The organism is Vannielia sp., assembly GCF_029212645.1.
Classification (GTDB): domain Bacteria; phylum Pseudomonadota; class Alphaproteobacteria; order Rhodobacterales; family Rhodobacteraceae; genus Vannielia.
In genome coordinates this window covers 9,142-20,088 of record NZ_JARGND010000047.1, presented here as the reverse complement: position 1 = coordinate 20,088, position 10,947 = coordinate 9,142, and the positions used below count along the sequence as shown (strand labels likewise).

11 protein-coding genes are annotated in these 10,947 nt (G+C 58.5%); 2 read left to right on the top strand and 9 right to left on the bottom strand.

All coding sequences use genetic code 11. The features are described from left to right. Positions 1-695 precede the first annotated feature (695 nt). Genes ccoP through ccoN form a run of 4 tightly spaced genes read right to left on the bottom strand, consistent with a single transcriptional unit; the run spans position 696 to position 4,149 of the window. Positions 696-1,586: a cytochrome-c oxidase, cbb3-type subunit III gene (ccoP, locus tag P1U55_RS13315; protein ID WP_301048110.1), complete on the bottom strand. Its 891-nt coding sequence runs from the start codon at positions 1,584-1,586 to the stop codon at positions 696-698. Further along, a complete protein-coding gene (locus P1U55_RS13310; RefSeq protein WP_301048109.1) occupies positions 1,583-1,777 on the bottom strand; it encodes a cbb3-type cytochrome c oxidase subunit 3 in 195 nt (64 codons plus the stop codon). Before P1U55_RS13310 ends, ccoP begins: the two co-directional genes overlap by 4 nt. A 15-nt stretch (positions 1,778-1,792) precedes the next feature. Continuing rightward, positions 1,793-2,524, bottom strand: coding sequence for a cytochrome-c oxidase, cbb3-type subunit II (gene ccoO, locus P1U55_RS13305; RefSeq protein WP_301048108.1), 732 nt, complete (start codon positions 2,522-2,524; stop codon positions 1,793-1,795). Positions 2,525-2,538: 14 nt separating this feature from the next. Further along, entirely contained in the window at positions 2,539-4,149 is a 1,611-nt protein-coding gene (gene ccoN / locus P1U55_RS13300; RefSeq protein WP_301048107.1) for a cytochrome-c oxidase, cbb3-type subunit I, read from the bottom strand. Positions 4,150-4,393: 244 nt separating this feature from the next. On the opposite strand from ccoN, the gene P1U55_RS13295 reads away from it, so the two are divergent. After that, complete coding sequence (locus tag P1U55_RS13295) at positions 4,394-5,245, top strand: universal stress protein (protein ID WP_301048106.1); 852 nt, start codon at positions 4,394-4,396, stop codon at positions 5,243-5,245. Between the two features lie 45 nt (positions 5,246-5,290). On the opposite strand, the gene fnrL is transcribed toward P1U55_RS13295, so the two are convergent. Then, on the bottom strand, positions 5,291-6,040 hold the full coding sequence (gene fnrL, locus P1U55_RS13290; RefSeq protein ID WP_301048105.1) for a transcriptional regulator FnrL: 750 nt from the start codon (positions 6,038-6,040) through the stop codon (positions 5,291-5,293). Positions 6,041-6,108: 68 nt separating this feature from the next. Here fnrL and hemN point away from each other — a divergent pair, with 68 nt between their 5' ends. Further along, positions 6,109-7,461: an oxygen-independent coproporphyrinogen III oxidase gene (gene hemN / locus P1U55_RS13285; RefSeq protein ID WP_301048104.1), complete on the top strand. Its 1,353-nt coding sequence runs from the start codon at positions 6,109-6,111 to the stop codon at positions 7,459-7,461. A 19-nt stretch (positions 7,462-7,480) separates the two neighbouring features. Here the strand turns inward: hemN and P1U55_RS13280 are convergent, their stop codons facing one another. Genes P1U55_RS13280 through P1U55_RS13265 form a run of 4 tightly spaced genes read right to left on the bottom strand, consistent with a single transcriptional unit; the run spans position 7,481 to position 10,945 of the window. Then, a complete protein-coding gene (locus P1U55_RS13280; protein ID WP_301048103.1) occupies positions 7,481-8,317 on the bottom strand; it encodes a metal ABC transporter permease in 837 nt (278 codons plus the stop codon). After that, positions 8,314-9,171: a metal ABC transporter permease gene (locus tag P1U55_RS13275; protein ID WP_301048102.1), complete on the bottom strand. Its 858-nt coding sequence runs from the start codon at positions 9,169-9,171 to the stop codon at positions 8,314-8,316. The genes P1U55_RS13280 and P1U55_RS13275 overlap by 4 nt, the downstream gene beginning before the upstream one ends. Next, a complete protein-coding gene (locus P1U55_RS13270; RefSeq protein WP_301048101.1) occupies positions 9,168-10,085 on the bottom strand; it encodes a manganese/iron ABC transporter ATP-binding protein in 918 nt (305 codons plus the stop codon). The genes P1U55_RS13275 and P1U55_RS13270 overlap by 4 nt, the downstream gene beginning before the upstream one ends. After that, on the bottom strand, positions 10,082-10,945 hold the full coding sequence (locus P1U55_RS13265; protein ID WP_366943057.1) for a metal ABC transporter substrate-binding protein: 864 nt from the start codon (positions 10,943-10,945) through the stop codon (positions 10,082-10,084). The genes P1U55_RS13270 and P1U55_RS13265 overlap by 4 nt, the downstream gene beginning before the upstream one ends. Positions 10,946-10,947: the final 2 nt, after the last annotated feature.

The following is a 10,947-nucleotide window of genomic DNA, read 5'->3' as shown; positions in this document are numbered from 1 at the left end:
TCAGCTGGGAGAGCGCCTGCATGGCATGCAGGAGGTCAGCGGTTCGATCCCGCTAGGCTCCACCAAATTCCCAGCATTTCCTTACAGTGAAGCATGATAGTAGAATATTAAAGTGGTGTGACGCACAGGTGTGACACAAAATGCGACTTCACGCGTACCTCTATCCAGCCCGGCACGGCATCTACTGTTTCCGCGGGCCTCTCCCACAAATAGCCGGCTCCGCTTCACGCAGAACTTTACGGCTGTCGCTAAGGCACTCGTTACCCTCATAATGCCGGTGTGCTTGCCAGACATCTTGCAGTATGGGGGTTCCAACTAGGGTAGCGGGCGCCCCTCACCGCAGAGAGCCACAAGCGCGCCACTGTGGCACTCCCGCTTGACCCATCTTCCCTGTCTTCCTGAAACCACGCTCGAAACGCATTTGGCACAGGTGCTGATATGATCTACCCTTCCAAACAGGGCGGACCACAATCGGGGTTTAAGCAGACTCTCGCGATCCGCGGTTTTCACCGAAGCTACAGAGTCGCGATTGATTGACGTGTTGGGGGCTTCGGTTCAGGCACCACGGCGCGCAGCAACCAACCTACAGGATGGAGAGCGTTTTACATCACACGAGGTCTCTCAATGTCCCAAGAAAAAGGCCGCCTGGGTTTCCCCTGGCGGCCAATTGACGTGTGTTGTGGGTAGATGAGCGCTTATTCGTCAACGACCGGTGCTTCACCGCCACCCAGAGAGTGCACATAGGTCGCAACGGCACGAATCTCTGCTTCAGAGAGGCGGTCATTGTAGCTCCATGAGGGCATCACGCCGAACCGAGCGTTCACAACGGTGTCCATGAGCGTGTCATAGTCACCGCCATAGAGCCAAATTGCGTCCGTCAGATTGGGCGCGCCTTGCTCACGGTCGCCTGTGCCGTCTTCCATGTGGCAAGAGGCGCAGTTTTCTTCAAACACGACCGCTCCTTCTTCTACCATGGAGGCGTCTTGTGGCTCACCGGAGAGCGACATCACATAGTTGACGACCTGCGTGATCTGCTCGGGTTCAAGCATTTCGTCCCGGCCAAATGCAGGCATCTCCGAATAACGCGCGTCACCGTCTTCTTCGTTGCGGATACCATGGGCGATCGTGGTGTGGATCGCTTCGATATCGCCGCCCCAAAGCCAGTCGTCGTCCAGTAGGTTGGGATAGCCCTTGGCACCGTTGGCGCCAGAGCCGTGACACTGCGCACACCATGTGCGAAAGACCGCGCCGCCCGCGTTTTGGGCAAAGCTGTTGAGTTCGGGGTCAGCGCTAATTTCGGTCAACTCCGCGCCAACCAGCCTGTCACGCATTGGCCCGTTTTGCGCCTCGAAGCGGGCGATTTCTTCGGCCACCTGGGCGCGGGTGGAAAAGCCGATCACGCCAGCAGTCGCTTGTTTGACCATGGGCCAGGCCGGGTAGGCGATAGTGTAGCCGATAGCCCAAACGATAGTGGCGTAGAACGTCCAGAGCCACCAGCGCGGGAGGGGGTTGTTTAGCTCTTCGATCCCGTCCCAGCTATGGCCGGTGGTTTCGACCTCTTCCTTCTTTACGGGTTTCTTGCTCATTTCTTGGCCTCCTCGAAGCCGCCGCCCTTGGCAGGGCGCTTTTCATTGCGGAAGATCAGGTTGGCGCTTTCGTCATGAGCGCGGCGGGATCCGGGCCGGAAGGCCCAAAACACGACGCCCAGAAAGAAGACGAACATCAGCAGCAATACCCAGCTGTCCGCGATTTCGCGCAGGATGGAGTAGGTGTCCATTGGCTCTCCCCCCCTTTACCGGCTCTCGTCGGGCGTGAAGGTGGAGAAATCCACCATCGTGCCGAGCACCTGAAGATAGGCCACCAGGGCATCCATCTCGGTGAGTTCGGCCTGCCCATCGAAGTTGCGCACCTGCACGCTGTTTTCGCCGTAGCGTTCCAGCAACCCATCATAATCGCTGTCGGGGTCGGCCTGTGCGGTGTAATCCGCTGCCGATGCCTCGATCATCTCGTCTGTGTAAGGCACACCAACGAAGCGATGGGTCTTGAGCAGATCCTGGATGTAAGTCGGCTCAATGGGCTTATCGAGAAGGAAGCCATACTTGGGCATCACGCTCTCGGGCACCACAGATTGCGGATCGGTCAGGTGATCGACGTGCCATTCATCCGAATAGCGCCCCCCCACACGAGCCAGATCAGGCCCGGTCCGTTTGGAGCCCCACTGGAAGGGGTGGTCATACATCGACTCGGCGGCGAGCGAGTAGTGCCCGTACCGCTCCACCTCGTCCCGCATGGGCCGGATCATCTGGGAGTGGCATACATAGCAGCCCTCCCGGACATAGATATCCCGGCCCGTCAGCTCAAGTGGGGTGTAGGGGCGAACCCCTTCCACCTTTTCAATCGTGTTCTGAAGCCAGAACAGCGGGGCGATTTCCACGATGCCGCCAATGGCGACCACCAGAAAGGAGAGGACCAGCAGCAACGTCGCATTGGTCTCGATGATCTTGTGTTTGTCGAGAAGTGCCATCTTGCAGGTCTCCCTTATTCAGCGGCGACAGCGGCAGAGACGGGCGTTTTCGCCTCGCCCTTGCGCACAGTCATCCAGAGGTTCCACGCCATGATCAGCCCGCCGGCGAGGTACATCACGCCACCAAGCGCACGCACCACATACATCGGGAATTTAGCATCCACGGTGTCGGCGAATGCGTGTACGAGGAAGCCATTGGCATCAACTTCACGCCACATCAGGCCTTCCATGATGCCGCTTGCCCACATCGACGACGCGTAGAGCACGATGCCGATCGTCGCGAGCCAGAAGTGCCAGTTTATTGCCGACATGCTGTAAAGGCGTTCGCGGTTCCACAAGCGTGGCGTCAAGAAGTAGAGCGCGCCGAAAGTGATCATGCCATTCCAGCCCAAGGCACCGGAATGCACGTGGCCAATGGTCCAGTCGGTGTAGTGGCTGAGCGAGTTCACCGCGCGGATCGACATCATCGGGCCTTCGAAGGTCGACATGCCGTAAAAGCCGATGGACACCACCATCATCCGGATGATCGGATCGGTGCGCAGCTTGTCCCATGCGCCCGAAAGCGTCATCAGACCGTTGATCATGCCGCCCCAGCTCGGCATCCACAGCACGATCGAGAACACCATGCCAAGGGTCGAGGCCCAGTCCGGCAGGGCGGTGTAGTGCAAGTGGTGTGGGCCAGCCCAGATATACAGGAAGATCAGGGCCCAGAAGTGGATGATCGACAGCTTGTAGGAGTAGACGGGCCGCTCGGCCTGCTTGGGCACGAAGTAATACATCATCCCCAAGAAGCCGGCTGTCAGAAAGAAGCCAACCGCGTTGTGGCCGTACCACCACTGCGTCATCGCATCCTGCACGCCGCTGAACACCTGAACCGACTTCGAGCCAAACATGCTTACCGGGATCGAGAGGTTGTTGACGACATGCAGCATGGCGATGGTGACGATGAAACTCAGGTAGAACCAGTTGGCCACATAGATATGCTTTTCCTTACGGGTCATGATCGTCCCAAGGAAAACAATCAGGTAGGCGACCCAAACAACTGTCAGCCACCAGTCGACGTACCATTCCGGCTCGGCGTATTCTTTACTCTGCGTTGAGCCTAAAACGTAGCCGGTTGCCGCGAGAATAATGAACAGGTTGTAGCCCCAGAACACGAACCATGCGAGATTGCCGCCAAACAGGCGCGCTGCGCTGGTGCGCTGCACAACGTAAAAGCTCGTTGCGATCAGGGCGTTACCGCCAAATGCAAAAATCACCGCGCTGGTGTGCAGCGGGCGCAAGCGACCAAAGTTGCCGACACCGTCACTGAGGAGCTGGAAGTTCAGCTCGGGAAAAGCGAGTTGGAAGGCAATGACCGTGCCGACCAGAAAGCCCACAACGCCCCAAAACGTGGTTGCAATGACGCCGTAGCGCACAACCCCGTCCATGTAGCCTTCGTCATTCACCTCCGGCGCAGGCCTGGATTCCCAAGTGTCGCGGACCGACCAGATAAACAAGCCTCCCGCCACCAGGAAGATGATGATCGCATGGACCATATATGCCAGGTCTCGCGCATAGTTCGCGGCAATCGCCGCAAATAGCGCAATCAAACCCAGCAGGATGATTTTTACGTAATCCCACATGTTACGTCCCTTCGTTGTTTTGAAGCTTCCCGGCTACGGACAGACTCACCCCACCCAGCGTCTTCATTGGCGGCAAAATTGTCGTTATTTGCTGCGAATGCCTTGATCCACATCAAATGATTCCCCACGTTTCTGCGGCAGGCTTGTCCGGACGTTAATGTCGTATCGTTAAACGGCTGTTAAGCTAATTCAAGCCCGGAGCGACGGGGCGTCGCACTGTGGCCAATACTCCGGAGGTCAGCCCATGGATATAAAAACGATTCTCGTGCCGTTGCTTGAGCCGCTGGGCGAAGGGCATGCCAACTCCCGTGCGATGCAGTTCGCCGAAGGGCTCGCTGACGGTCACTCCGCCCATCTGGAAGTGATTGGTATTGGATGTGACCGCACCCAGGTTGGCTACTATTACGCCGGGACCAATGCACTGGTGCAGCAGGAAACCTTTGAAGAAGCCCGCAAAGATGCCGAGGCAATCAAGGCTTCGGTGAAGGATCGGCTGGGCAATAGCACCATGCGCTGGTCGGTCGAGGTTGGCGTGAGCCAGCTTTCGGGATTAAGCCAGCTCTTGGGGTCCCGTGCGCGGTTTGCTGATCTCGTTGTCATGCCGCAACCCTACGGAAACGATCGGGGCACCGAGTATGAGGTGGCCCTTGAGGCGGCGATGTTTGACGGCCATGCACCTGTGATGGTGGTGCCCGATGGCCTGAACGCCCCGGTGAAGCCCAGCCGCGCGGTGGTTGCATGGAATCAAAGCCCCGAGGCACTGGCTGCGATTCGCCGCGCAATGCCACTGTTGCGTCAAACAGATCTGGTGAATATCGCCATTATTGATCCACCCCGTCACGGCCCGGACCGTTCTGATCCCGGCGGCGCGCTCAGCCAAATGCTCTCACGCCATGGGTTGAAATGCGAGATCTCAGTGCTCTCGAAAACCATGCCGAAAGTTTCAGATGTGCTGGCGCGCCACGCGAGTGAAAGCGGTGCTGACCTGCTGGTGATGGGCGCTTATGGGCACAGCCGTTTTCGTGAAGCGATTCTCGGTGGCGCGACCCGAGACATTCTTGAAGAGCCACCCGTTCCGGTGTTCATGGCGCGGTAACTCAGACCTTGTGAGGCGGGGCATCGGAGGCGCCCGCCTTGCATATCAAGCGACCATGCCACCGTCGGCGTCATCGCCGGTTTCGGCAAGAAGGCGTTCATGATCAGGCACATGCACGCGGCGTTTGCCTTGCAGGTCGATTACGCCTTCTTTCTTTAGTGCCGATATCTGGCGGCTCACCGTTTCCAACGTAAGACCAAGATAGTCGGCCATCGCTTCACGCGTGAGCGGCAGATCAAAGGTCATTTGTCCAACTGTTGTGGTGCCCAGCCCAAGCGAGGCATCGCGGCGGCCCAGTATGAAAATCAGCGAGGCAATCTTTTCTCGCGCGGTCTTGCGCCCGAGGATCAGCATCCACTCACGCGCGGCATCAAGCTCATCCAGCGTCATTTGCAACAGGCGTTGCGCGATATGGGGGGTACGCTCCATCAACTTTTCAAAGGGCTTGCGCCGAAAGCAGCACATGGTGAGATCCGTCACAGCCGTGACATCATAGGCGGCCTCACCGCGGCCCGGACGACCCACAAAATCCGATGGCAGCAACAGGCCAACCATCTGTGTGCGCCCGTCTTCCATCGTTTGACTGAGCGTCGCAACGCCGGTGACGACAGAGCCGACAAAGTCCATCGGATCGCCTGACCAAAGGACCGTTTGCCCGGCTTCAAAGGAGCGATAGTATTTGATCTCCTCAAGCAGCGACAATTCATCATCGTCACAACGAGCACATACCGCCCGATGTTTGATCGGGCAGCCACCGCAATCATGCGCTGTGAATTGAATATCGACTACGGCCATTTTGCACCAGTTGCCCAAGGTTGATCTACGTCAAGGCATCGCGCGCCCGATATCGGCAATCTACTCAAATGGATCAGACTTCACAACTCGCACGGCACGGGCTTTTTGACGCGCGCGTGCCCCGCTACACAAGTTACCCAACGGCACCGCACTTTGCCGGAGGGGTTGATGGCCAGCGGTTTGAAGGTTGGGTCCGTTCCATACCGGAAGGCGGGCAAGTGTCGCTTTACCTGCATGTTCCGTTTTGTCGGCGGCTTTGCTGGTTTTGCGCTTGCCGGACCCAAGGCACCAGCACCAATGACCCGGTGCGCGCCTATCTGGAGGTTTTGAAAGCCGAAATCGCCATGCTCGGCAAAGTTTTACCCGAAGGCGTAACGCTTTCGCGGATGCACTGGGGCGGCGGCACGCCCACCTTGATGGACCCGGATATGATGGCCGAGCTCGCAGCCGCGGTGGCCGAGGTTGTGCCTATGTCTGACGGTGCAGAATTTTCGGTTGAGATTGATCCAAATGAGATCGACGACCCCCGCCTTGATGTCTTGGCCCAAGCAGGCATGAACCGCGCCTCTATTGGCGTGCAAGACTTTGACCCTGAAATCCAGAAGGTGATTGGGCGCGACCAAAGCTATGAGCTGACGGCGCAAGCGGTTGAGATGATCCGCGCTCGGGGAATTCACAGCCTCAACGCCGATATCCTTTACGGATTGCCGCATCAAACCAACGAGCGCATCACCGCCTCAGTAGAAAAGCTGCTCTCACTCTCGCCCGACCGTGTGGCGCTTTATGGCTATGCCCATGTGCCGTGGATGGCCAAGCGCCAGAACATGCTGCCGACCGAGGCTCTGCCAACCCCCGCCGAGCGGCTGGACCTGTTCGAAACCGCTGCCCGCCTGTTTCGTTGGGATGGTTTTGAGGCAATCGGGATTGATCACTTCGCCCGCCCGGATGACGGATTGGCGACTGCGCTCAGGTCCGGCAAGCTAAAGCGCAATTTTCAGGGCTACACCGACGACACATCCGATGTGCTCATCGGTCTGGGGGCCTCATCTATCTCTCGCTTTCCTCAAGGCTATGCACAAAACGCGGCAGCAACCTCGGCGTATATCAAGGATGTTCGCGCCGGCCAGTTCGCGACAGCGCGGGGCCATGTCTTTACCGAGGAAGATCGCGTGCGTGGCCGAATGATCGAGCAGTTGATGTGCGAGTTCCGCATCTCTTGCGACCAAATCCTTGCGCTTGGGGCAGATCCCAGCTGGTTGCACGGCGAGCTAACGCGCGTCGCCACCCGGTTTGAAGATATGGTTGATTATTCTTCCGCCGGGCTGGCGATCCGCGAAAAGGCTCTGCCTCTTGCCCGTGTCATTGCGCGGGCCATTGACGGATACGACCTGTCAAAAGCGGGGCATTCCGCAGCTATCTAACCGCGCTTCCCAGTGGCAGTCATGCCGCCGCGCTATCGATCCGTTTCTGGCGCATCACATTGATTATGAAGGCGGCAATAAACATGATCGTCATTGCCATCACGATTGTCGGCGCTGGCGCACTGTTGAGAAACAGGCTTGCATAGACCCCGAAGAACGAGCACCCCAAAGCGACCAGAACGGCCACACCCAGCATTGGCGCAAATTGGCGGGTCAGCAAAAAGGCGGTGGCTCCGGGCGCGATCAACAGCGCTATGGCCAAAATGATCCCTACGGCCTTGAGCGCTGCGACAATTGTCAGCGACAAGAGCACGAGCATCCCGTAATGCAGCCACCCCACCCGCAGGCCGCTGGCCTTGGCCTGGGTAGGATCGAAGGCGTGCAGCAAAAAGTCTTTCCACTTCGCCAGCAAGATCACGGTTACACCAGTGCCGATGATCCCGGCTTCCCACAGGTCTACCGGGCCGATCCCCAGAATGTCACCAAACAGGATGTGATCCAGGTGCACCTCCGAGGTGATCGCCGTGTACATCACGATCCCCAGCGCGAACATGCCAGAGAAGACAACGCCCATCACCGTGTCTTGCTTGATCCGGGAGTTCTCTTGCAAGAACCCTGTCGCGAGAGCGCAGCTCATGCCTGCGGCAAAGGCCCCAACCCCAAGTGGCAAGCCCACCAGATAGGCCAGCACAACGCCGGGGAGCACCGCATGAGAAACGGCATCGCCCATCAGAGACCAGCCCTTCAGCACCAGAAAGCACGATAGAAGCGCCGCAGGGACAGAGATCATCGCGGCGACCACGAAGGCATTGACCATGAAGGGCAGTTGAAACGGGAGCAGCAGTTCGTCGATCATGCTTCCAACTCCTCAACAACCGCCCGCGCCCGCCGACGCGCCGCGAGCAACCCATGGGTGGGGGCAAAGAAGAACGCCAGAAGGAAGAGCGTTGTTTGCAGCAAAACGATGATCCCACCGGTCGCTCCGTCAAGGAAATAGCTGATATAGGCCCCCACGAAGCCTGACACCGCGCCGATCAAGACCGAGAGCCAGATCAACCGCTGGAACCGGTCGGTGAGCAGGTAGGCCGTGGCACCCGGTGTTACCACCATGGCGATCACCAGAAATGCGCCAACGGTCATCATCGCGGCAACGGTGCAAGCGGCCAGGATTGTGAAGAACATTACGCGCAGAAAGTTCACCGGCAGGCCGATCGAGCGCGCATGGTTTTCATCGAAGAACGTGACCATCAGGTCACGCCATTTGGCGGTAAGAACAACCAGCGACACGCCCCCGATAATCGCCAATTGCACTGTGTCTGCCGGCGTAATGGCGAGAATATTGCCCAGGGTGATGGTTTGAATGTCGACGGCGACCGGGGAAATCGACACCATGAACAGGCCAAGCCCGAAGAAGCTGGTGAAGATCAGACCAATGATCGCATCTTCCCGCAAGCCCGTTCGTTGGTTGAGGAAAAGCATCGCACCCGCGGCCATGCCGCCAGCCAGAAACGCCCCCAGCGCGAAGGGCAGGCCCAGCATATAGGCCCCCGCGACACCCGGCACGATGGAATGGGAGAGCGCATCGCCGATCAGGGACCAACCTTTGAGCATCAGGAAAGCGGAGAGGAAAGCGCAAACGCAGCCCACCAGCGCCGAAACCCACATGGCGTTAACCATGTAGCCGTAGGAAAATGGCTCCAGCCAACTCATTCTTTGGCCTCGCTGTTTTCGTCGGGCGCTGGCTTGTCGTGATCCTGGTACATAACGAAGGGACGCTCGTCGTCGGTGATCACCGTAACCGAGCGTTTGTCATCATCGTCATGCAGATCCGGGCCACCCAATACGAAGTGCCGCAACACGCCGCCAAAGGTGCGCTCAAGGTTGTCACGGGTGAACACCTCGGACGTTGGGCCATAGCCCAGCACCGTGCCTTTGATCAAAATCGTTCGGTCACAAAACTCAGGCACCGAGCCAAGGTTGTGTGTGGAAACAAGCATCACCCGGCCTTCATCGCGTAACTCGCGCAAAAGCCTGATGATCTCGTCTTCGGTGGTCACATCGACCCCGGTGAAGGGCTCGTCGAGCAGGATCACTTGCCCTTCCTGGGCCAATGCACGGGCCAGAAACACCCGCTTCTTTTGCCCGCCGGAAAGCTCGCCGATCTGACGATGGCGAAACTCTTTCATGCCAACGCGCGCGAGCGCCTGAGTCACCGCCTCGTGGTCGGCCTGCCGAGGCCGCCGCAAAAAACCCATGTGGCCATAACGGCCCATCATCACCACATCTTCAACCAGCACCGGAAAGGCCCAGTCAACTTCTTCTGCCTGCGGGACATAGGCCACGATGTTCTTGCGGAGCGCCTCGCGCACCGGTAGGCCAAGCACCCGGATTGAGCCAGTAGCAAGGCTGAGGAAACCCATGATCGCCTTGAACAGCGTCGATTTGCCCGCGCCGTTGATGCCGACCAAGGCCGTGATCGTCCCTCTGGGTATTTCAAAAGACGCGTCCCGCAGCGCGGTGTGGCCGTTGCGGTAGGTGACAGTGATGTGCTCCACCAGCAAGCCAGCCCCCGCCTCCGGCGTGCCCGCTTCAAAAACTTCGGCTGGATCGGGCGCAAGGCTCATTTCGCGGCGTCTCCGGTCAGGCCCGAAAGGATGGTTTCGGAAGTAACCTTGAGCAGATCAAGGTAGGTTGGCGCCGGGCCGTCGGCCTCGGTCAAACTGTCCACATAGAGCGCTCCGCCATAGCGCGCACCGGTCTCGCGGGCCACTTGGCGGGCGGGTTTGTCGCTGACTGTGCTTTCGGAAAAGATCACTTCGATGTTGTTTTCCTTTACGGCATCAATGACGAACCGAACCTGCTGCGGGGTGCCTTGTTGGTCAGCATTGATTGGCCAAAGGTAAAGCTCTTTCAAGCCGTAGTCGCGCGCCAGATAGGAGAAGGCGCCTTCTGAACTGACGAGCCAGCGCTTGTCTTCCGGAATGGCAAGAATGGCCTCACGAAGGGGCGCAATCGTCGCCTCGATCTCGGCCTTGTAGGCCTCGGCGTTTGCTTTGTAGGTTTCGGCATTCTCGGGGTCATGCACCGCCAGTGCCTCAGCGATATTATCAACGTAAATCAACGCTGAAGCTAATGACATCCAGCCATGAGGGTTGGGTTTGCCGTTGTATGGGCCTTTGGCGATGCTGATTGGCTCGATGCCGTCACTGACCACGGCCTCAGGCACATCGCCAAGATTGCGAAAGAACTTCTCGAACCAGAGCTCAAGGTTGAGCCCATTCCACAGAATCAGATCGGCATCGCGGGCACGCAGAATATCGCGCGGCGTTGGGGAATAGCCGTGGATCTCCGCTCCGGGGCGGGTGATCGACACAACCTCCGCAGAATCTCCAGCCACGTTTTGCGCCATGTCCGCAATTACCGTGAAGGTTGTGGCCACTTTGAACTTCTCTGCCCCGGCGACGGCCGGCGTGAGGGCCAGCAGGG